Raw genomic sequence first — 21,884 nt, 5'->3', positions numbered from 1 at the left:
TTTCGATTACAGCGAGCCTTGCTAAATGATGGAGTGAGTGGACTACGTGATTGTAAGCATCAAGAAAGTGTCTGGATTCAAAGAAGGCTTTTCCATCCATATATCTTCTAATTAACTTCGCATATTCAATTCCCATTTTGATTTTTCGGCCATAGAAAGGAAAGTCTTTTAATTCCTGACGCAGCTGATCAATAAATTCATTGCGGTCAAATACAGCTCTGCCATTTAAAAGCCAGTCCACTACTTTCCGGTTTGATCCGAGCAGCAGCCATTCTCTCAGACGAGCTTCAGTTACGACATGCATCGCAGCCTTTTTATCTTCGTAGGTGTAATGTTTAATAAAGATTGGATGATCTGCTTCTTTTACAATAATCAGTAAAATAGTATTAAATGTATCTGTAATTGGACTTTTTTTATCTCGTTTTTCCATAATGACAATACCTAAAGTGTTGGTCTGGCTGGCCCGTTCCTGGTAGATTGGCCGTAGAATATCTTCCATATGTAATGGCTCCTTCGCTATTAAGTTGCTCACCTACATCTATTCGACAAAAGCTTTTGATTTCCTTCATTTGATTTCTTAAATAATCCGTCACGATTTCATTATTTTGTTATCAGGTTTCTATGATATAGTAAAAGTTCAGGAGGGACAATTATGGCAAAAGCTTATTCAAATAAAATTAACAAAATCCGTTCATTTGCGCTTGCGCTTGTTTTTATCGGAGTCATCATTATGTATGGCGGAATTTTCTTTAGAGACAATCCGATTATCATGCTGATTTTTATTGCACTCGGTATGTTATCCATTTTATTCAGTATGATCGTCTATTTCTGGATCGGCATGCTCTCTACTAGAGCAGTGGTCGTTACCTGTCCAAACTGTGAGAAACAGACGAAGGTACTCGGCCGTGTGGACATGTGCATGTACTGCCGCGAACCGCTTACACTTGATCCGGACCTTGAGGGTAAAGAGTTCAATGAGGATTATAATAAAAAGAAGAAAGAATCAACTCAAAACTAATTAAAAAAGCAGCTCCTTTTAAAAAGGAACTGCTTTTTTTAATGCGCAGCAGATTTTGCTTCGCAATCTTTACATGTACCATATACTTCCATGCGGTGGTTACTTACTTTAAAACCTGTTACGTGAGAAGCTAAATGTTCAACTTCATCCAGGCCCGGATAATGGAAATCTACAATTTTTCCGCATTCTTCACAAATCGCGTGATAATGATCAGTAGTAATAAAATCGAAACGACTTGAAGAATCCCCGTAAGTAAGCTCTTTAACAAGTCCTACTTCACGAAATACGCGCAGATTGTTATAAACGGTCGCCACACTCATGTTTGGAAACTTGCCTTCTAGTGCTTTATAAATTTCATCAGCTGTGGGGTGTGACATAGCGCCTACCAGATACTCCAAAATCGCATGACGCTGAGGAGTAATACGTACTCCAGTCCCTTTTAGTGAATCTAATGCATCTCTCAATTGCACTTCTGACACCGCCATGCACCTTCTTTCTATATAAAATCTTTCTTTATAATCTTTATAAATAGTGTAACTGTCATTTAATATATTTGTCAAATATCTATCCGTTTGTCTTTATTGAATGCGGCTGTCGATTTCTGCGTCAGGGGGACGCTTTCCACTCCAATCACCAGCTGCGTAAACATACATATTGACTTAAAAAACTGTGATTTTAAATATTAGGAAAGGACCCCCGTATAAGGAGTCCTTTTTGATTAATTAGTTATCATAGAATACATTTGCACCTGGTCCAAGATCGATACCAGTGTACATAAATACAAGTAGCATTAGTACCCATACGATCGAGAACACAATCGTGTAAGGAATCATTGTTGCAATCAGTGTACCGATTCCAACCTTTTTGTCATACTTCTGTGCAAATGCGATCACAATTGCGAAATATGGCATCAGCGGAGAAATGATGTTTGTTGTTGAATCTGCAATACGGTAAAGTACCTGAGTGAGTTCAGGCGCATATCCAAGCTGCATCATAATCGGAACGAATACCGGTGCCATGAATGCCCATTTTGCAGATGATGAACCGATAAAGAGGTTAATCACACCTACTACGAACATGAATGCCAACACCAGTAGCATTCCATCCAGACCAGCATTACTTAACCAGCCTGCTGCGTTATAAGCAAAGATCTGGCCGAGATTACTTGTGTTAAAGTAAGCAACGAACTGTCCGGCTGCAAAGGCAAGTACAATGTACATTCCCATTGTCGCCATTGTGTCACCCATCTGCTCGGCAACGTCATTATCACTCTTAATCTTCTTGGTTACAAGACCAAATACTAGCCCCGGGATCAGGAAGAAGATGAATAAAATTGGTACAAGCGTCTGGAAGAACGGTGCATTCAGGATATCATCATTTGGAAGTCCTGCACGCAGCGGGCCCCATGATGGAACAACAAGTAATGCAATTAGTGCTGACGTTACGATGATTGAGATAAGTGCAGCCCAAAGACCTTTTTTCTCTTCAGGGCGAACTGTCGTCATATCTTCGCCTTCTTCACCTGCATAAGATCCTTTATATGTTCCAAGACGTGGTTCTACGATTTTTTCAGTTACAAACGTACCTGCAATTGTCAGCAGGACAACTGAAGCAATCATAAAGTAGTAGTTCATCAATATGTTCATACCCTCAGCGTAACCTGCATCAACTGTAGCTGCTGCTGCAATTGTCAGATCACCTAAAAGCGGATCAAGTGATGTAACGAGAAGGTTTGCAGAGAAACCTGCTGATACACCGGCGAATGCAGCTGCAAGACCAGCCAGTGGATGACGGCCAAGACCTGCGAATAATACCGCTCCAAGCGGTGTAAGTACAACGTAACCTGCATCAGATGCCATCGATGACATAATACCACCGAATACAAGCGCTGCTGTTAACAGCTGTTTAGGTACTGATGTTACAAGTGCCTTCAGTGCTGCTGAGATCAGTCCTGAACGTTCAGCAATACCGATACCAAGCATTGTCACAAGTACAGTTCCGAGTGGTGCAAACCCTGTAAAGTTTGTGACAGCTGACTCAAACATATACAGAATACCTTCAGAGCTTAATAGATTAAAAACTGCAATTTCTTCCCCTTCAGCATTTTCAACTGACCAGCCAAGTGCTGAACCAAGTGCTGAAGCTAATACGACCATCGCTGCAAAAAGAAAGAACAGCGTTACTGGATGAGGAAGCTTGTTACCAACGCGCTCGATTCCATCAAGCCCTTTGGTAAAAAAACCTCGCTTTTTTGTAGCGTCCATCAAATCCCCCACTTTTTCACAAGAATCAATTTTCTAAAAATTTACCTGACGACAGGTAAAGTCATTATAAAGATTGCTTGCAGGATTTTAAACCCTTATAGGAATATCCATAATAAAAACAATATTCACATGATTAAAAAAATGAGGCTGAGACGTTATCTTGTCTCAGCCCGGCAATCGTTTCACTCTGCTATCAATAAACGTTATTTTATTTCCAATTCATATCGTTTTATTTTCTCCTAAATCTTATTCAGTATGATCTCTCAAATACTTAAGCGTTTCTTCCACATGCCCTTTTACTCTCACACCGCGCCATTCATTTAAAATCGTGCCGTCCTTGTCAATTGCAAATGTTGAACGCACGATGCCCATGTATTCTTTACCGAATGTTTTTTTCAGCTGCCATACGCCGTAGTCTTCAGCGACTTTATGGTCTTCATCCACAAGCAATGTGAATGGCAGGTCATGCTTGTCAGCAAACTGTTTGTGTTTTTCCTCAGGGTCCGGGCTGATACCTAAAATGACAGCATCCAGTTCCTCAAATGATTCATGGTGATCTCTGAAATCACAAGCCTGCGTGGTGCATCCCGGTGTCATATCTTTCGGATAAAAATAAAGGACGACCTGCTTCTTTCCTTTAAAATCAGATAGTGATACTTCAGATCCATCCTGTGTTTTCAACTTAAAATCAGGTGCTTTCTGACCTTTTTCTGCAGTCATGACATTACCTCCTCGATTTTCATAACTACAGCATAACCAACTGACCTTTATTTATCAAAAATTTGGCTGTCAGCCTTCGCAATCAGCGTCCAGATAACCGTTACAGGCAGGACCTGTCCGATAAAGGCTGCGGCTACAGCCACCGCACGGCCGGCCCCTTCCGGAATCATCTCGCCATTTCCAACTGAAAAGAGCATCATCGCACTGAAGTAAAACATCGCCATGAACAGTTCTAAAAATGAATGGGTTTCTACCGGTTCCACCGCTTTTATCCCTTCAATCAGCATGACGGTATATATAATCGCAAAACCAATTAATAAGACAGTATATGTTAAGCTTAAATAAATGAAGTTTCTCAGCGAAAAGATATAACCTTCCCACGGGAGCTTTAATAAAGATTTTACTGAGAATATCATGGTACAAGTTGTTGCAATCACCAGCATCCACCCCATGATCCAGCCACTCCTTTCGTTTGCAGATCTAATTTGATCATATTACAATACGGAAGAGTCAATGACAGGAGGAACTAAAATGAAACATACGAATTCTGAAGCATTACATAGTGAAGCGCTCGAACATATTGTCGGCGGGGTGAATAGTCCGTCGAGATCTTATAAAGCAGTAGGCGGCGGATCGCCCGTTGCAATGGAAAGAGGAAAAGGTGCATATTTCTGGGATGTTGATGGCAATAAATATATTGACTACCTTGCAGCCTATGGACCGATTATTACCGGTCATGCCCACCCGCACATTACAAAAGCCATTACACATGCTGCTGAAACAGGTGTGCTGTACGGCACACCGACAAAGCATGAAGTCACTTTTGCAAAAATGTTGAAAGAAGCCATGCCGGCAATGGAAAAAGTCCGGTTTGTTAACTCAGGCACAGAAGCAGTAATGACAACAATCCGTGTGGCACGAGCTTATACAGGTAGAGATAAAATCATTAAATTTGCAGGGTGCTATCACGGACACTCTGACCTTGTACTTGTTGCTGCCGGCTCAGGCCCTGCTACACTCGGCACCCCTGATTCTGCAGGTGTGACAAAAAATATTGCCAGTGAAGTGATTACGGTCCCGTTTAATGAAATCGGTCCGTTTAAAGAAGCGCTTGAACGATGGGGAGATGAGATCGCAGGCGTCCTCGTGGAACCGATTGTGGGGAATTTCGGTATTGTTGAACCTATGGAAGGGTTCTTACAGCAGGTGAATGAGCTGACGCATAAAGCAGGAGCGCTGGTGATTTATGATGAAGTGATTACTGCATTCCGCTTTATGTATGGTGGTGCGCAGGATCTGCTTGATATTAAGCCTGACCTTACAGCAATGGGTAAAATCATTGGAGGCGGACTGCCAATCGGTGCTTATGGAGGCCGCGTGGACATTATGGAACAGATCGCTCCGCTTGGCCCTGCATATCAGGCAGGAACGATGGCAGGTAACCCTGCTTCGATTCAGGCCGGAATTGCATGTCTTGAAGTGCTGAGGCATCCTGGTGTGTATGAAGAGATGGACCGACTCGGCCGGATTCTTGAAGAAGGTATCCTGACGTCAGCCAAAAAGCATGATGTAACGATCACCATTAATCGCCTGAAAGGTGCACTGACAATTTACTTTACTGATGAGAAGGTTGTAAATTACGAACAGGCTGAAGCAACGGATGGCGAAATTTTCGCCCGTTTCTTCAAGCTGATGCTTGAGCAGGGAATTAATCTTGCACCATCCAAATATGAGGCATGGTTCCTGACCACTGAGCATACTGAAGAAGATATCCGTCAAACACTTGAAGCAGTGGATGCTGCATTTTCAAAATTATAAGGCTGACATATCTGAAGGAGGCGATTTCCCGTTGAAAACGCCTCCTTTTTTTCTATGCCATATTCTTGTTTAATTCTCTTGCAGTAAGCACTAATCCAATGTATATTACTACTATTGCCTAGCGCAATAATAAACGTGAGTTACGTTAAGAAAGGACTTATTTTATACATGAAGCTTGGAGCCCGCGTGTTAAAAACGGGAATTGCAATTGTCCTTGCTCTCTTTTTAGCTGAACAGCTGAATCTGCCGACTCCGATCTTTGCAGGAATTGCAGCAGCGTTTGTCGTTCAGCCAACCATCTACCGTTCATTTGTCTCAATTCTTGAACACATTCAGGCAAATGTCATCGGTGCAGTGGTAGCGATTGTTTTTGTATTATTGTTCGGCAATGACGTTGTTGTCATCGGATTTGCCGCTGTTATTGCAATTACAATCATTTTGAAGTTACGCATTGAATCAACCATTGGTCTGGCGCTTGTTACACTGATTGCGATTATGGAAGTGCAGAATGAAGATTTCATCACGTTCGCATTACTGAGATTTGCAGCAATCATACTTGGCGTATTGTCATCATTCATTGTTAATCTTATCTTTTTACCGCCGAAGTATGAAAACAGACTGTTCCATCATATCTCTACAACAACTGATGATATGATTAAATGGATCAGACTGAGTACACGTCATGCGACTGAGCACCAGCTGCTTAAAAAGGATATTGAAAAGTTTAAAGAACGGTTAATGAAAATTGATCAGATTTACCTTTTATATAAAGAAGAGCGCGGGATTATTAAAAAGAACTCCGTTGCGAAAACAAGAAAGCTGGTCGTTTACCGCCAGATGATTTCAACCGAAAGAAGAAGCTTTGAAATACTGAAGCGTCTTCACCGTTTTGAAAACGATATTCATCATGTACCGGAATCACTGCAGCTGATTATTCAGGAGCAGCTTGACTGTCTGATGAGCTATCATGAACAGCTGCTGATGAGATTTGCCGGTAAAATTAAGCCTGCCATTGATAATGAGCAGATCAATCATACGTGTATGAATCATAAGGAATTAACGGATATCTTTATGAAGGAAGTTAATCAGGCACGGGATGAAGAGGAAAATAGCGGATACCATCTGCTGCATGTCCTGTCTGCAATGCTTGAATACGAAGAGCACCTGTCCCATCTTGATACACTGATTGCATCTATGCAATGCTATCATCAGGAAGATCAGGAAGTGAAATTACAGGAACGCGATATATAGAAAAATGCGATTGGGAAGTCTCCCAATCGCATTTTTTATTATTCACCGAGCTGCTGTACCTGAAACAGGTTGAAGTAAAGACCCTTTTTCTCCATCAGCTGGTGATGTGATCCGCTTTCTGCAATCTTTCCGTGATTAATTAAAATAATACGGTCAGCATGCGTAATCGTGGATAATCTGTGTGCCACAATAAAAGTCGTACGGTCCTTCGCCAGCTTTTCGATTGAATCCTGAATCAGCTGTTCACTTTCAAGATCGAGTGCTGAAGTAGCCTCATCCATAATCAGAATCGGTGGATTTTTCAGGAATACCCTCGCAATCGCGACCCGCTGCTTCTGACCTCCTGAGAGCTTAACGCCCCTCTCTCCTACCTTTGTGTTATACCCCTCAGGAAGTTCCATAATAAAATGATGCGCGTTAGCCGCTTTGGCAGCCGCGATTACTTCTTCCTCAGACGCTTCAGGCTTCCCCATTTTAATATTCATCAAAACAGATTCACTGAATAGAATATTATCCTGCAGGACCATCCCGATCTGGTTCCTCAGGCTGCGTGCCTGAACATCACGGATATCTGTGCCATCTAGCAGTACTCTACCTTTTGTTACATCATAAAAACGCGGGATCAGACTGACAATGGTAGACTTACCGCCTCCACTCATTCCGACAAAAGCAACTGTTTCACCAGCACGCACATGAAGGTGAACATCTTTTAGTACATCTTCTTCTTTTTCATCATACGTAAAGGATACATGGTCAAAAAAGACTTCTCCTCTTACATTCGTCACTTCTTTTGCACCAGGCTTGTCATCAACATCGTACTTTTCATCAACAAGTTCAAATACCCGGTCCATCGATGCAATCGACTGGACGAGCGTAGTTGAGCTGTTCACCAGTCTTCTGAGCGGATTGTATAAACGCTCAACGTAAGCGATAAATGCAACCATGACACCCAGTGTCAGATCACCATTGATTACACTGTAACCTGCATAACCAATGACAATCAGCGGCGCAATGTCAGTAATTGTATTCACAACAGCGAATGCTTTGGCGTTCCACTTCGTCTGATCAATTGCTTTATCCAAAAAATTCCCATTACGCTGGTCAAACTGTTTCTGTTCATGCGGCTCTACTGCAAAACTCTTAATGACGCTCATGCCCTGAACCCGTTCATGCAGATATCCCTGTACCTCGGCAAGAGCCTGGGAACGATAGCGTGTTAATGAACGCAGTCTGCCAAAGAAATACTGAACTGAAAATGCATAGAGCGGGAAAACAATCAATGAGACCAATGTCAGCTTTACATCGTAGCTCAACATTATAGCCACTGCGATCAGAATTGTTGCCACATCCAGCCACAGATTCATCAGCCCGGTCATAACAAAGTTCTTCGTCTGTTCAACGTCATTAATTACCCGGGAAATAACTTCCCCTGCCCTCGTATTGGCATAATATTTAAAGCTCAGCTTCTGCAGGTGGGAAAACAGCTGATCTCTAATATCAAATAAAATTTTATTACTTGTCCACTGCGCAAAATATTGTCTGTAATATTCAACCGGGGGTCTCATCACAACAAACAGGATCATTGCCCCGCCTATAATCCAGTAGAGCTGGTTCATCTTTTCATCTGTACTCATATCCCCGTTCACGATATCATCAATGACATATTGAATCAGTACCGGTATTAACAGGGGAATGGCAAACTTGATGACACCAATAATCAGCGTAAAGATAATTTGCCATTTATATGGTGCGACGAATTTCATATATCTTTTTATACTGTCCATTTGGATTCCCCTCCTTATTTATTTGGTCCTTATTAAAATTGGCTGGTGATTTCCGCTTCAGGGGGACGCTTTCCGCGGCCGGGCGGTGAGCCCCTCCGGCTTCGCCGTATGGTCTCACCTGTCCCTTTCCGCCGCAGGAGTCGCCCCCTTACGCTTCAATCATCAGCTGTGCATAAAAGTAGATGGATTTTTAAAACTATGTCTTTAAAATCATTCAGTTAACTTTAATAAATATTAGTAAAATCACCAAAAGTAAATTTCTCTAGTTTTAATTAAGAGACACATTCATATGGATAAAAACATAAAAAAACCTGTTGAAACTGGCCAACAGGAATGGTCGTGTTCATTCTTTTAAGCGGTATCTTTTTTGAAATTGGTATCGGCTGTACCAGACATCGATAAAATCCGGTGCAAACGGACCTCTTCTTTGCTTAATCCAGCGAATCAGCTTATCAACATTGCGCTGAAGAATTCTGTCGATTACCGGCGGATACCCCATCAGCTTCCTGTGCTCTTCATACTCATCCTCATCAAGAAGTGTGTAAGACATATCAGGATATACTTTAATATCAAGATCATAATCGATATATTTCACTGCCCTATCTTCATATACAAAAGGTGAGCTTAAATTGCAGTAGTAATAAACTCCATCGTCCCGGAGCATACAAATGATGTTAAACCAATGCTCTGCATGAAAGTAACAGATCGCAGGCTCTCTTGTCAGCCATGTACGGCCGTCAGACTCAGTGACAATTGTACGGTCATTGCCGCCGATGACAATATTTCTTGTTCCTTTAAGGACAGTCGTTTCCTGCCAGACCCGGTGAATGAGCCCATCATGTTTGTAGCTGTGTATTTGTATACTCTGCCCTTCTACTGGTAGCGTCATCCTCCATCTCCTGCCTTTGAATGAGAAATTTACATTTTCCTGATAACATTCAGGTCCGCTCATGTATGTATTTCACTATTATAACCTTTTCATAAAAAAAGAGCCACCCAGACGGGCAGCCGCTTAAAAGTTCTATTCTGATGGCGTGTTAATGACTTCAGTCATCTGCTGGTCAAACATTTCCTGTACGTGTTTAAGCTTGCGATCCAATTCATGCAGCTGAACGCTGAGCTGTTCTGCAGAATCATGAATTTCCATCTTTATTAAAAAGTCTCTCATCTTCTTCTTCTTTTCCAGTTCTGCGTAGAGGTGAAGCAGCTCCTCTGCGGTTTCCATCTGCTGATAAACCTTTTCTTTAAATGCATTCATAAGTTAAAATCCCTCCCGATAAGAAGAAATTCAACTTTTCTTCTGAATTCCCTTTGACTGCTTTTGTCGCCTGCCCGGAAAATTAACGACAAAAAAACCGCCCTGAGGCGGCTTTTTCGACAAATGTTAGCGTTTGTTCATTAATTTTGATTTCCTTTATTAGCTTGAGATTGCTTGTTCTGCTGTTTTACTTCAGCAGCATTAGTTTCTGAAGCGAACTCTTCAGCAAATGCACCTGCATTTTGCTGCTTTACTTTTTCAACGTTTGTGCCGGCTTGTGTTTTGTTTGGCTGTTTTTTCATTGAGATCTCACCTCCGTGAAACTTAATATGGTCCGGAGAGGGAGATCTTATTCATGAATTACACAAGAAGTGACCGGCCGCCATCTACAATAATTGTCTGCCCGCAGATCATGGATGAATCGTCTGATACTAGGAAAAGAATGGTCTTTACAAGATCATCAATCTCAACCATTCTGCCTGCCGGTGTTTTGCTTCTGGCATCTTCAAGCAGTTCCTCACGATTAGGGAAATGTGTCAAAGCTTCTGTATCGATCGCGCCGCCTGATACCGCATTGACAACGATCTTTCTCGGCGCAAGCTCTACAGCCAGATAGCGCGTTAATGCTTCCAGCGCTGCTTTTGATACACCTACTGTTGTGTAGTTATCAAGATAGCGGATTGAACCGAGTGATGAAATGCTGACGATTCTTCCACCTTCTTCAGGCATCAGTTTCACTGCTTCCTGCGCGCAGAATAGCAGTGCTTTACTGTTAATATTCATAGTCCAGTTCCAGTGAGACTCTTCAAGTTCCATCGCAGGACGAAGAACGCCTGAAGCTGCGTTATTAATAAAAACATCCAGTCTGCCAAAATGTTCTTTTACCTGCTCAAACATATATTTAATCTTTTCATTATCTCCAACATTTGCGCGTACAATCAGTACTTTACGGCCCAATTCTTCAATCTGGGCTGCTGTTTCCTGCGCTGCTTTTTTGCTTCTTGCATAGTTGATGACAATATCATACCCTTTTTCAGCCAATGCAATTGCTGCTGCTTTCCCTACACCTCTGCTGCTTCCTGTTACTAAAGCTACTTTGTTTGTCATGTTAAAGTCTCCTTTTTACGTTAACTCTTTCCACCGGTTTGCAATCTTCCTGTGTGAAACAGGCATTGCAAGCATTTCAATTTCGTCTTTTGATACCCATCTCGTCTGTTCAGGGAGTTTAGCTGGTTGATTTACCATTGCTCTTCCAACCTGCATTTTCCAGATCAGGTGTGTAAAGATATGATTCTGAACCATCCATTCTTCATCTGTAATGAAAGCTTCAACATCATAATCAGATAATAAAAGCTCTGCCATTTGCCCGCTGATGTCAGATCCGTCTTTTTCAAAGCTCGGGAATTCCCACATGTTTGCAAGCAGTCCCTGCTCCGGTCTTTGTGTGACGAGCACCTCACCCTTATTATTTTCTGCGATAACTGTCAGCAGTTCAACCGTTTTTGCAGCTTTCTTTTTACTTTTTACAGGAAGCTCCTGCTGTGTACCCTCTTCAAATGCGGTGCAATGTGACTGAACAGGACATAGGAAACATGACGGTGAAGTCGGTGTGCAGACAATTGCGCCGAGTTCCATTAGTGCCTGGTTAAAATATGACGGGTTTTCTTTATAAATCAGCTCTCTGACTGCCGTTTCAAAGATCTTTCTTGATGCAGGCTTTGCAATATCATCCGAGATCGATAAAATCCGGGACATGACTCTCATCACGTTGCCATCAACTGCCGGCTCTGGTTTACCATATGCGATGCTTAAGATTGCACCTGCTGTATAAGGACCTACTCCTTTTAACGCAGAAATTTCTTTAGGATTATCCGGTACAATTCCATTATAAGTGTCATGAACTTCTCTCACAGCTGCCTGAAGGTTTCTTGCACGTGAATAATAGCCAAGGCCTTCCCATGCTTTTAACACCTGATCTTCGGGGGCATTCGCCAATGCTTCAACTGTCGGGAACTGTTCCATAAAACGGTTATAGTAAGGGATAACTGTGTCCACCCTTGTCTGCTGAAGCATAATTTCAGACACCCACACTCTGTAAGGATCCTGATTTTCTCTCCAGGGCAGATCTCTCATTTCCTGCTCAAACCAGCCAACCAGATCCTCACCAAATTTTTTGGCACTTACCTTCTTTATTCGCTTTTCTAGTTCTTCGTTCATAAATATCCATCCTTTATGTTAGCTCACTTAAAATCAAGGGAATAGTCTATTGATAGGCAGATCGTTTCTTGCAATATATAATTGAAATGCGACATAATAAAAAAACTGGGACGTAAAGGAGGAGTTGCAAATTGGATACTGGTACGCATATTGTAATGGGCTTTGCAATCGGTGGTCTGGCTGCCATTGATCCGGTCGTTGCAAACGATCCTGCTACTGCCCAAAGTGTATTAATTGCAGCAGTCATCGGCTCACAGGCACCTGATGCTGATACTGTACTGAAGCTGCGTAATAATGCTGTTTATATTAGACACCATCGCGGGATTACTCACTCAGTCCCGGCTGTGATGCTCTGGCCAATCGCTATTACTGCAGCGATCTATCCATTCTTCCCTGAAGCGAACCTGCTTCATTTATGGCTATGGACGTTTCTTGCAGTGTTCCTGCATGTGTTTGTTGATATTTTCAACAGCTACGGTACACAGGCGCTTCGTCCATTTTCATCAAGATGGGTAGCGCTTGGTGTGATTAATACATTTGACCCGATTATTTTCGGCATTCATATTATAGGACTCATTATCTGGGGATTTGGTGCAAATCCGGTACCGACTTTCCTGATTATGTATACGGTGATCGTCGGTTACTATATTGTCCGGTTCATGCTCCAGTCGGCTGTCCGGCATTCCATTAAAAATACGATTCCAAAAGCAGATAATGTCATTATCGCACCTACGATCCGCTTTTACCAATGGCGAATCGCTGCAGAAACAAAAGAGCACTTTTATGTAGGACGTGCATACGGAAGATCCATTACCATCTATGATAAATTCAAGAAAAAATCCATTCCTGATAATGAGATTTTCCAGAAAGCGAAAACTGATCGCAACGTATCAGCCTTCCTGTCATTCTCACCACTGTACCGCTGGGAGCTGAGTGAAGGTGATGATCAGTACGAGGTAAGGTTTATTGATTTGAGATACCGTAGTAATGATCACTATCCATTTGTGGCAGTTGTTCAGATGGATAAGGATTTAGACATTCAAAGCTCTTATACGGGCTGGATTTTCAGTGAAGAAAAGCTGCAGAAGAAACTGGATATACTGCCGAATGAATAGGTAAGAGCCTGGGACATTGTCTCAGGCTCTTAATCGTTTCGCTCCGCTTCAGGCGGACGCTTTCCGGACGGAGGTTGCTGAGCCTCCTCGCCTTCGGCTGTGGGGTCTCAGCTTCCCTCTATTCGTCCTGGAGTCGCCGCCTTACGCTGTGCTGCACTCTGGACTTTAAATTCAGTTCTTCTGATTCTAATATTTTTTAGCTTTTTCTTATGAAATTTTTTGTTAATGAATATCATCATTCTTCAAAATCGCTGCATACTTTTCGTTCATGGCTGCGACTTCACTGATTCTGTCGCCATAGTTGTCAATCCATTGTTCAACGATTCTCTTGGACATTTCTTCTCCCTGATATTCATATCCGGCTTTGGCATACGTTGCCTCAAAATCTTCTCTCAAAAGATCAATGAGCATACCTGCTTTTTCTTCAGAAAGTGCCGGATCCTTCAACCTGAGTTTCTCAATTAATGCCTGTCTTTCCTCACTCATGATTGACCTCCTTTTTTATTTTCAAGCAGGGAGATTGGCAGTGCTTCAAGCTGCCTTTCCCCGCCAAGCCTGTAGCCCCATGCAAATACACCGTTCAGGTAATCAATTTTGAAGTATTTACCCGGGTCATTTTTAATCGCATAGACTTCCTGCTTTTTAAAGTCTTTTGGATTTAACAGATAGGCTTCAGCCATAATCGCTTTTCTTTCCAGCACGGCGAATTCATTCACAATTCCAAGCGCTTCTGCTTTACGTGCTTTTTCTTTGAGCTGCGCAATTTCCTGTTTCAGCTCGTGTTCAGTCAATGTACTGTATCTTTTTTCTGTGGACATGTTTAACACCTCATGAGCATTATAATAGACGCGCTGAACAAAATCACTGATTGTGGTAGGATTTTGTATATAATCGGTTAAAAGGAGAATTGATATGTCTAAAAAAATTGCTTTAATTACCGGAGCAGGGTCCGGTCTCGGAAAAGAACTTGCACTGCTGTTCGGGCAGGATTATCACGTTGTACTCGTTGGCAGAACTGCTGATAAGCTTGAAGATGTGGCATCATCACTATCTGAAAGTACTGTATTAACTGCTGACGTAGCGGAACCTTCTTCTATTCAAAAGCTTTATGAACAGCTGTCAGAGAAGAAGCTGCTGCCGGATCTGCTTGTAAACAATGCAGGTGTTGGACATTTTGGAAAAGCTGAGAACTTAAGCTACGATCAGCTGAACGAAATGATGCATATCAATGCAATTGGTCCAATGCTGTTAACGAATATGCTGCTGTCTGATATGAAAAAGAAGCAGAGCGGCATTATCTTAAATATTCTTTCTACAGCCGCGCAAAAAGGAAAAGTAAATGAAACCGGCTATGTCGCTTCAAAATATGCGTTCAGAGGCTATTCTGAAAGCCTGGCAAAAGAGGTTGCAGAAGATGGCATCCGCGTAGTGAGAGCTTATATGGGTGGAATGAATACACCATTTTGGGATCATAATCATTATGTTTCAGACCCTGACAGACTCCCTGCGCCAAAAGAAATTGCTGAAAGAATCTATCATCAGATGGATCAGGATGAAATCCAGGCAACCTGATCAAAACGCGGCTGGTCACTTTTATGGGGATCAGCCGGTTTTAATCCTCTTCTCTCAGTTCTTCAATCGCCCACTCAATCTCATCCATTGTAAAACCTTTACGGTAAAGGGCCTGCTTCATTTTCTGCTCATATTCAAAGCCTTCGAACTTACGCGCATATTTGTTATGTGCTTTTGTTGCCTGAGACAGAACAGCGGTTTTCTGTTCATCTTCGTTCCTTTCCACAGACAAATCGGCAAGTACTGCAGATACCGTCTGACCACTGTATCCTTTTCTAGCGAGCGTATCCTGCGTCTTCTTTTTAATCTGCAGTGGTGACAGCTTAGGATTTTTCTTAATGACCTTATCCATAATCGCTGCCGCCCGCTCCTTCCATTGTTCAGCTTCCCTCTCACTCATCAAAGCCTCAATGATCTCATTTGAAATGCCTTTTTCTTTTAAGCCTGTTTTGATCTGAAGAGGGCCTTTATCAGTTGTGTTCACCTTTGTATTGATAAACGCTTTTGCAAATGCTTCATCATTCACGTAGCCGTAGCGTCTCAGTTTATGGAGCGTCTCATCAATCGCCGCTTCTCCCATTTCATGTTCGAGTAAATAGTCAGCAATTTCTTTTTCAGACCGCATCCGGTAACTCAAGTATACAAGTGCCTTATTGAACCCTTTACGGATCTGATCCTCATATTCTATTTCACCTATATCAAAATCATCAATTTCTTTATTTTTCTGAAGCTGGTACTGCACCATCACTGCTTCATCCACACTAAATGCATACTTACCATCAAGAAATATATTATAGCGTTCTTCATTTCGCTTTTGCTTTGTGATCTTTGTAATAACGGGCATGAGAAACACCTCCAACCAAACAATATCATATTTTTCTGAATAACGCTGTGCGCAGGTTCAGAAAGATAAAAGCACATTATTACACCCCGCCACACATGTAAAGAAGGGATTCAGGGTATGAAAGTTGAAAGAGTATTTATTAACAGTGCTGGAGGGATTTAGATGAATATATTATTAAGCGGAGGAACCGGCTTTGCAGGTAAATCCATCACAAAATTGCTGACTGAAAAAGGACATGATGTATTTATCCTAACCAGAAATACTGACAAGAAGAACCAGCCGCATGTCACATATATCAAGTGGCTCTCAGACGGTGCTGCACCTGAAAAAGAACTGCCTAAAATCGATGCAGTCATCAACCTTGCAGGTGAATCAATTAATAATGGCAGATGGAGCGATAAGCAAAAGAAGAAAATCTATGACAGCCGGATGGAAGCGACAGATGAGATTCTCAGACTGATCCGTGCGTTTGACGAAACCCCGTCTGTACTGGTCAATGCCAGTGCGATCGGCATTTACCCATCATCAGAAACGAAGATTTATACTGAATCCTCTAATGAAAGAGGGGATGATTTCCTGGCTGAAACAGTCATTGACTGGGAGCATAAAGCAAAGCTTGCTGAAGACGAAGGCGTCAGAGTCGTATGTGCACGCTTTGGTATCATCCTTGGAAAAGATGATGGGGCACTTCCTAACATCGTTCTTCCTTATAAGATGATGGCCGGCGGTACTGTAGGGTCAGGAAGACAATGGCTCTCATGGGTCCATCATGAAGATGTGGCAAGGGCCGTCTGGCACGCCATTGAAGACAAAACGCTCGAAGGACCGGTTAACGTAACCGCGCCTAACCCGATGAAAATGAAAGACTTCGGCAAAACAGTCGGCACCGTCTTAAACCGCCCACACTGGATGCCGGTACCAGGCTTTGCCCTGAAAGTCGCACTCGGAGACAAAAGCTCACTTGTGCTTGAAGGAAATAAAGTCATACCAAAAGTACTTGAAGAACAAGGATTTACATTCAAATACCCGTTACTGCATGATGCTTTGAAAGAAATTTATGGTAAGTAAAAAAAGAGGTTGAGACATTTGTCTCGACCTCTTTAATCGTTTCACTGCGCTTCAGGCGGACGCTTTCCGGACGGAGGTTGCTAAGCCTCCTCGCCTTCGGCTGCGGGGTCTTAGCTTCCCTCTATTCGTCCCGGAGTCGCCGCCTTACGCTCCGCTACACTGAGTTTTAATCATTAACCTAAAAGTCGATAGCATTGTAATGCAAGAAGTTTAGCTTTTATAAAAATCATTCCAGTACAAATACCATGCTAATATAAGTTGTAACTTTAGCAACGCCTTGGAGGACAGGACGAAGACTCCTGCGGAAAAACGTGCGGGAGAGACCCCGGAAGGCAGTGGTTTTCTGCCTGAGGAGGCTCGAGCGTTCGTCCGCGGAAAGCGAAGTCCTGGCCGGAAAGGCGTTGCGGTTCAAACTGAATACTAATGTTTAACCTAGCAGCTTCTTAATCGTATCCAGACTCGTCTTATAAGGCGGGAATGCAAGCTTCACATCCACCTTCGTGCTCTTCTTCATCATACTCTTCCGGTGCGTAAACGTATCAAAGCTGTGCTTTCCATGATACGCATTCACACCCGAATGCCCAACACCGCCAAACGGCAGATTCTCATTCGACACATGGCTCAGCGTATCATTCACACAGCCGCCGCCAAATGAAATCCGGCCAAGCACCTGGTTTTCTGTATGACTGTTTTCAGTAAACACATAAAGCGCCAGCGGCTTCGGGTGCTCGTTAATCATGTTAATTGCATCGTCAAGATTTGTATAAGTCAACACCGGAAGCACAGGTCCGAAAATTTCATCTTCCATCGCAGCAGACGACCAGTCAGCGCCAGCAAGAATAGTTGGTTCGATAAATTTATCATCACGGTCAGTATTTCCACCGTATACAATCAGATCCTGATCACGCTTGATGATATCCTGCAGACGATCAAAATGCTTTTCATTTACAATGCGGCCGTATTCATCGTTTTGCTGAATATCCTGTCCGTAAAATTTCTGAACAGTTTCTTTTAACTTTTCAACCAGCTGATCCTTCACGGATTCATGCACGACAAGATAATCCGGCGCAATGCAAGTCTGACCAGAATTAATCAGCTTACCCCACATAATTCTGCGTGCAGCTTTATTAAGATCTGCTGTTTCATCTACAATAGTCGGGCTCTTGCCGCCAAGCTCAAGTGTGTGAGGCACTAGATTTTTTGATGCTGCCTCCATTACAATTTTCCCGACAGGTACACTTCCTGTAAAGAACATATAATCAAATGGTGCATTGATTAACAGTGATGTCTCTTCCTTCTCACCTTTCACCACTGAAAGATAAGCAGGATCGAAGTTATCTTCAATCATCTTCTTTACAACTTTGGCTGTTTCAGGCGTACTTTCAGACGGCTTCAGCACAGCACAGTTACCGGCAGCCATCGCACCGATTAACGGTTCAACTAAAAGCTGAAACGGATAATTAAACGGCCCGATAATCAACACACTGCCGTATGGTTCCTTTATAATAAAGCTTTTAGAAGGCATTTGAAAAACAGGGGTTTTCACTTTTTCAGTTTCTGCCCACTGTTTTACATTTTTAAGCATTGTTTTAATACCTTTCAGGGTAAATCCGATTTCAGTGACATACCCTTCAAATTCATTTTTGCCAAGGTCTTTGTTTAAAGCATTCAAAATGTCCTGTTCATGTTCTTTAATCACACGCTGCAGTCTTTTTAACTGACTGATGCGAAACTTCACATCTTTTGTAACACCACTTTGAAAAAAGGTTTTCTGCCGATCAATGATTTTCTGAACATCTTCGTTTGTTTGAATATCCACTATTGTTCCTCCTTTTCCAGCAGGAATCAGCTTCACTTCAATACAAGCTTTGTGACACTTTCAACCTGGCTTGTTTGAGGAAACATATCGACTGGCTGAATAGATTCAATTTTATACTGTCCTGACAGTCTCTTCAAATCTTTTGCCAGCGTCGATGGGTTGCATGATGTGTATACAAACGTTTTAGGCTTAAGTGAAAGAATCGTATCCAGCAGCTTGTCATCGCATCCGGTTCTAGGCGGATCAACGACGACAACGTCCGGTTTAAAGCCTTCCTTCTTCCATTTGAACATCCATTCTTCTGCTGTTCCCACCTGGTAATCATACTTCTTCACGCCGTGGTTCTGTGCATTCTGACGTGCATCAATAATAGATTCCTTAATCACATCCATGCCACGGATTTCTGAAGCGCCATCTGACAGCCACAGACCAATCGTGCCTGACCCGCAGTAGGCGTCTACAATCTTTTCTTTCCCTGTCAGTGCAGCTGCTTTTTTCACTTCATCATATAGCTTTACAGTCTGAACCGGATTCAGCTGGAAAAAGGCTCTCGCTGACAAATGATAAGTATACTCCTCAAGCTTCTCTTCAATTGTCGGCTTTCCTGAAAGCTTCACTGTTTTCTTTCCAAAAATCATTGAGGTTGAAGTCGGGTTAATGTTTTGCATAATAGATTTTACTTCAGGCATTTTATTTTCAAGCTGAGTAATCAGCTTTTCTTTGTTCGGTAATTCTTCACCTGCAGTGACGATGACGATCTGCACTTCACCTGTATGAATACCGACACGCGTCACAATCGTTCTGACACAGCCCTTTTTCGTGCGTTCATTGTAAATTGGAATATCAAGCTTCTCAAGCTGTTTTCTAACGACCTGTGTTGCTTTATTCGTTTCTTTACGCTGAACAATACATTCCTTGATATCAACAAGTTCGTGTGAGTTCATGCTGTAAAGACCGGCAATGACTTTTTTACCCTGCTTAGCCGTCTGGAACTGACTCTTATTACGGTAACGCCAAGGGTCATCCATTCCAATCGTATCTTTTACGTCAATTGTACCGGCAAGATCTTTTGCATGTCTTTCAAGCGCCTGATGAATCAGGTCCTTTTTAAACTTAAGCTGTTCTGAATAAGTAACATGCTGCAGCTGGCACCCTCCACACGCCTCATAGACGGGACACGGCGCCTGAACACGCTCAGGTGATTCTTTTCTGATGGTTTTTATTTTTGCTGTTGCAAACTTTGGTTTTACATCAGTTACTTCTGCAACAATTTCTTCCCCTGGCAGTGCGCCCGGGACAAAGACAACCTGCTTTTTAAAATAACCGACGCCTTCCCCGTTAATACCGAGACGTTTGATCGTCAGTGGAAATTCCTGTTTTATTTCTATATCTATTTGGTTCATCTTGTCACTTCCCTGTTTCAATGCTCCGCCATAAATAAAGGGAGGCATAGCTTGAATACGGACGCCAGTCCTGCTGCCATTTCTCCATTTCATCTAAAGCAGGCTTTTCATCTAATTGAAAATGCTTTTTCAATGCATTTTGAATCCCGATATCAGCCGGCAAAAAGATATCCATTCTGCCAAACCCAAATAATAGCACACTCTGAGCGGTCCAGGGGCCAATTCCTCTGATCTTTACTAATTCTTTAATGACTTCTTCATCCTCTTTTTCACTCAGCGCTGTAAGATTCATCTCCCCTGAAGACAACCTCTCACCGATGCCAATTAAATATTCAGCCTTCCGCTGACTGAACTGCATGTCTCTCAAGCGCTCAATTGGTATGGCTGCAACTATTTCCGGATCAGGATAAAACCACACGTTATCCACCTGTTCACCAAAAGTCTTAACAAAGCGTTCAGTAAGCGTAGCCGCAAATGACATATTCAACTGCTGATGAATCACGCTTTTCAGCAGACAGCTATATGGAGATGGTTCAAGTACAAGCGGTGTTCCCGCATGCTCCTCAAAGATAGTTTTTAAAGTAGAGCCTTTAAAATGCTCATGAATATCATGGAGCCCCCGCTCGAGCTGCAGCACACGCTGAACGAACCGGGTCGCTGCCTGCTGATCAGATTGTCCCTCAATTTTAAAAGTTGGCTCTGTCCTGCTGCCTGTGAATGTAATATGTACTGCCTGTTTATCCGCTCCCTCAAATGGAAGGGAGAGCCGGAGTGCCGCTTTGTCCATTGAGACAAGCGGATCCAGACTCATACGGTCGAGTACACGCTCAAAATCGTAAGGACCCTGTACATTGATTTCCTGCTGCCACATCAGTTTCACGCCTTTTTTTCTTCTGATTATAACACGCAGACATGAAAAAAACGGGCTGCTGCCCGTTTTAGGATTGGTTCTTAGTCAGGTGATCAAGCGTTTCGAACTTGTACCCCTGCTTTTTCATATCCTGAATCACACGCTGGAGTGCACCGGCATTATCCGGCGATACTGTATGCAGTAAAATAACCGCCCCGGGGTGCAGCTGCTTCATGATTTCATTGTAGGCATAATCCGCTCCCTGAGGCTTTTCGTGGTACCAGTCCACAAACGCCAGTGACCAGAAAACATGTGTGTAGCCTTCATCATTAGCAACCTTCATTGAAAGCTCATTAAATACACCTTCTGGTGGTCTGACATATTTCATTTCCTTCTGGCCTGTTAATTCTTCCGTTTTCTTTTTGACCTTAGCCCACTCTTCTTTCATCTGCTCTTCACTGAGTGTTGAAAAATTAGGATGTCCCCATGAGTGGTTTCCGATAATGTGACCGTCATCGACCATTCTTTTCACCAAAGGGGCTGCACTCTCCAAATAGTGTCCCGTTAAAAAGAATGTCGCCGGTACTTTCTCTTCTTTTAATACATCAAGAATTTTCTCTGTATACCCATTTTCAAAACCATTATCAAAGGTGAAGTATACAATTTTCTTTTCCGGGGACCCTTTATAGAAAGCACCGTGCTTTTCTAACAGGTCATTATACATTGCACCTGCATCAGCCTGCTCACCACCCACTGAACGTTTGAATCCCCAGTGGTGGGTCTCAGCATGAGCTGAAAGTGTAAACCCGATGAATAAAAACAGTGCTGCTGTAATTGAATAAAATGTTTTCATTTCTGCCTCCTTTCTTTTATTAAATTGTGC

At 42.6% G+C, this 21,884-nt stretch carries 24 protein-coding genes (1 of these 24 only partly in view); 6 read left to right on the top strand and 18 right to left on the bottom strand.

What is annotated here, in order from left to right:
* Positions 1–499 carry the 5' portion of a nucleotidyltransferase-like protein gene (locus LG330_RS06665; RefSeq protein WP_404408455.1) on the bottom strand. It extends 362 nt beyond the left edge of the window, so 499 of the gene's 861 nt are visible here — the first part of the coding sequence; it begins with the start codon at positions 497–499; its stop codon lies beyond the left edge, outside the window.
* Positions 500–652: 153 nt separating this feature from the next.
* On the opposite strand from LG330_RS06665, the gene LG330_RS06660 reads away from it, so the two are divergent.
* A complete protein-coding gene (locus LG330_RS06660; RefSeq protein WP_404408454.1) occupies positions 653–1,018 on the top strand; it encodes a YgzB family protein in 366 nt (121 codons plus the stop codon).
* A 38-nt stretch (positions 1,019–1,056) separates the two neighbouring features.
* On the opposite strand, the gene perR is transcribed toward LG330_RS06660, so the two are convergent.
* The 4 genes from perR to LG330_RS06640 all read right to left on the bottom strand — a co-directional run bounded on the left by perR (position 1,057) and on the right by LG330_RS06640 (position 4,454).
* Positions 1,057–1,503, bottom strand: coding sequence for a peroxide-responsive transcriptional repressor PerR (gene perR, locus LG330_RS06655; RefSeq protein ID WP_404408452.1), 447 nt, complete (start codon positions 1,501–1,503; stop codon positions 1,057–1,059).
* Between the two features lie 237 nt (positions 1,504–1,740).
* Positions 1,741–3,282 (bottom strand): AbgT family transporter, encoded by a 1,542-nt coding sequence (locus tag LG330_RS06650; protein WP_404408450.1) that lies wholly within the window; start codon positions 3,280–3,282, stop codon positions 1,741–1,743.
* A gap of 246 nt (positions 3,283–3,528) precedes the next feature.
* Positions 3,529–4,002 carry a thioredoxin-dependent thiol peroxidase gene (gene bcp / locus LG330_RS06645; RefSeq protein ID WP_404408448.1) on the bottom strand — a complete coding sequence of 158 codons (474 nt, stop codon included), beginning with the start codon at positions 4,000–4,002 and terminating at the stop codon, positions 3,529–3,531.
* Positions 4,003–4,049: 47 nt separating this feature from the next.
* Entirely contained in the window at positions 4,050–4,454 is a 405-nt protein-coding gene (locus tag LG330_RS06640) for an ion channel (RefSeq protein ID WP_404408446.1), read from the bottom strand.
* Positions 4,455–4,533: 79 nt separating this feature from the next.
* On the opposite strand from LG330_RS06640, the gene LG330_RS06635 reads away from it, so the two are divergent.
* Together LG330_RS06635 and LG330_RS06630 are read left to right on the top strand one after the other, a co-directional pair.
* Complete coding sequence (locus LG330_RS06635; protein ID WP_404408444.1) at positions 4,534–5,820, top strand: glutamate-1-semialdehyde 2,1-aminomutase; 1,287 nt, start codon at positions 4,534–4,536, stop codon at positions 5,818–5,820.
* Between the two features lie 168 nt (positions 5,821–5,988).
* Positions 5,989–7,071, top strand: coding sequence for an aromatic acid exporter family protein (locus LG330_RS06630; RefSeq protein WP_404408442.1), 1,083 nt, complete (start codon positions 5,989–5,991; stop codon positions 7,069–7,071).
* Between the two features lie 38 nt (positions 7,072–7,109).
* Here the strand turns inward: LG330_RS06630 and LG330_RS06625 are convergent, their stop codons facing one another.
* From LG330_RS06625 to mutY, 6 genes are all read right to left on the bottom strand, one after another.
* Positions 7,110–8,855 carry an ABC transporter ATP-binding protein gene (locus LG330_RS06625; RefSeq protein WP_404408440.1) on the bottom strand — a complete coding sequence of 582 codons (1,746 nt, stop codon included), beginning with the start codon at positions 8,853–8,855 and terminating at the stop codon, positions 7,110–7,112.
* Between the two features lie 343 nt (positions 8,856–9,198).
* The gene (locus LG330_RS06620) at positions 9,199–9,744 is read right to left on the bottom strand and encodes a DUF402 domain-containing protein (RefSeq protein WP_404408438.1); all 546 of its coding nucleotides are present in this window, start codon (positions 9,742–9,744) and stop codon (positions 9,199–9,201) included.
* Positions 9,745–9,876: 132 nt separating this feature from the next.
* A complete protein-coding gene (locus LG330_RS06615) occupies positions 9,877–10,113 on the bottom strand; it encodes a YgaB family protein (protein WP_404408436.1) in 237 nt (78 codons plus the stop codon).
* A gap of 140 nt (positions 10,114–10,253) precedes the next feature.
* Positions 10,254–10,415: a gamma-type small acid-soluble spore protein gene (locus tag LG330_RS06610; RefSeq protein WP_404408435.1), complete on the bottom strand. Its 162-nt coding sequence runs from the start codon at positions 10,413–10,415 to the stop codon at positions 10,254–10,256.
* Positions 10,416–10,473: 58 nt separating this feature from the next.
* A complete protein-coding gene (gene fabL / locus LG330_RS06605) occupies positions 10,474–11,220 on the bottom strand; it encodes an enoyl-[acyl-carrier-protein] reductase FabL (RefSeq protein ID WP_404408433.1) in 747 nt (248 codons plus the stop codon).
* Between the two features lie 15 nt (positions 11,221–11,235).
* Positions 11,236–12,330 (bottom strand): A/G-specific adenine glycosylase, encoded by a 1,095-nt coding sequence (mutY, locus tag LG330_RS06600; RefSeq protein WP_404408432.1) that lies wholly within the window; start codon positions 12,328–12,330, stop codon positions 11,236–11,238.
* 131 nt (positions 12,331–12,461) lie between these two features.
* Here mutY and LG330_RS06595 point away from each other — a divergent pair, with 131 nt between their 5' ends.
* Positions 12,462–13,445: a metal-dependent hydrolase gene (locus tag LG330_RS06595; RefSeq protein WP_404408430.1), complete on the top strand. Its 984-nt coding sequence runs from the start codon at positions 12,462–12,464 to the stop codon at positions 13,443–13,445.
* Between the two features lie 222 nt (positions 13,446–13,667).
* Here the strand turns inward: LG330_RS06595 and LG330_RS06590 are convergent, their stop codons facing one another.
* Together LG330_RS06590 and LG330_RS06585 are read right to left on the bottom strand one after the other, a co-directional pair.
* Complete coding sequence (locus tag LG330_RS06590; RefSeq protein WP_404408428.1) at positions 13,668–13,931, bottom strand: YfhJ family protein; 264 nt, start codon at positions 13,929–13,931, stop codon at positions 13,668–13,670.
* Complete coding sequence (locus LG330_RS06585; protein WP_404408426.1) at positions 13,928–14,263, bottom strand: YfhH family protein; 336 nt, start codon at positions 14,261–14,263, stop codon at positions 13,928–13,930. Before LG330_RS06585 ends, LG330_RS06590 begins: the two co-directional genes overlap by 4 nt.
* A gap of 94 nt (positions 14,264–14,357) precedes the next feature.
* Between LG330_RS06585 and LG330_RS06580 the strand changes: the two genes are divergently transcribed.
* Positions 14,358–15,017 carry an SDR family NAD(P)-dependent oxidoreductase gene (locus tag LG330_RS06580; protein ID WP_404408424.1) on the top strand — a complete coding sequence of 220 codons (660 nt, stop codon included), beginning with the start codon at positions 14,358–14,360 and terminating at the stop codon, positions 15,015–15,017.
* Between the two features lie 40 nt (positions 15,018–15,057).
* Here LG330_RS06580 and recX read toward each other — a convergent pair whose 3' ends face one another.
* A complete protein-coding gene (recX, locus tag LG330_RS06575) occupies positions 15,058–15,861 on the bottom strand; it encodes a recombination regulator RecX (RefSeq protein WP_404408422.1) in 804 nt (267 codons plus the stop codon).
* 162 nt (positions 15,862–16,023) lie between these two features.
* Here recX and LG330_RS06570 point away from each other — a divergent pair, with 162 nt between their 5' ends.
* Entirely contained in the window at positions 16,024–16,929 is a 906-nt protein-coding gene (locus tag LG330_RS06570; protein WP_404408420.1) for a TIGR01777 family oxidoreductase, read from the top strand.
* Positions 16,930–17,356: 427 nt separating this feature from the next.
* On the opposite strand, the gene LG330_RS06565 is transcribed toward LG330_RS06570, so the two are convergent.
* The 4 genes from LG330_RS06565 to pdaA all read right to left on the bottom strand — a co-directional run bounded on the left by LG330_RS06565 (position 17,357) and on the right by pdaA (position 21,854).
* The gene (locus LG330_RS06565) at positions 17,357–18,748 is read right to left on the bottom strand and encodes an aldehyde dehydrogenase (RefSeq protein ID WP_404408418.1); all 1,392 of its coding nucleotides are present in this window, start codon (positions 18,746–18,748) and stop codon (positions 17,357–17,359) included.
* Positions 18,749–18,780: 32 nt separating this feature from the next.
* Positions 18,781–20,151 (bottom strand): 23S rRNA (uracil(1939)-C(5))-methyltransferase RlmD, encoded by a 1,371-nt coding sequence (gene rlmD / locus LG330_RS06560; protein ID WP_404408416.1) that lies wholly within the window; start codon positions 20,149–20,151, stop codon positions 18,781–18,783.
* A 4-nt stretch (positions 20,152–20,155) separates the two neighbouring features.
* A complete protein-coding gene (locus LG330_RS06555; RefSeq protein WP_404409528.1) occupies positions 20,156–21,022 on the bottom strand; it encodes a DNA-3-methyladenine glycosylase family protein in 867 nt (288 codons plus the stop codon).
* Positions 21,023–21,089: 67 nt separating this feature from the next.
* Positions 21,090–21,854 carry a delta-lactam-biosynthetic de-N-acetylase gene (pdaA, locus tag LG330_RS06550; RefSeq protein ID WP_404408414.1) on the bottom strand — a complete coding sequence of 255 codons (765 nt, stop codon included), beginning with the start codon at positions 21,852–21,854 and terminating at the stop codon, positions 21,090–21,092.
* Positions 21,855–21,884: the final 30 nt, after the last annotated feature.

It is taken from the genome of Jeotgalibacillus malaysiensis (assembly GCF_044789845.1).
In the GTDB taxonomy this organism is placed as follows: domain Bacteria; phylum Bacillota; class Bacilli; order Bacillales; family Jeotgalibacillaceae; genus Jeotgalibacillus; species Jeotgalibacillus malaysiensis_A.
Note: the sequence above shows the minus strand (reverse complement) of the source record. Positions and strands in the feature narration are given on the sequence as shown.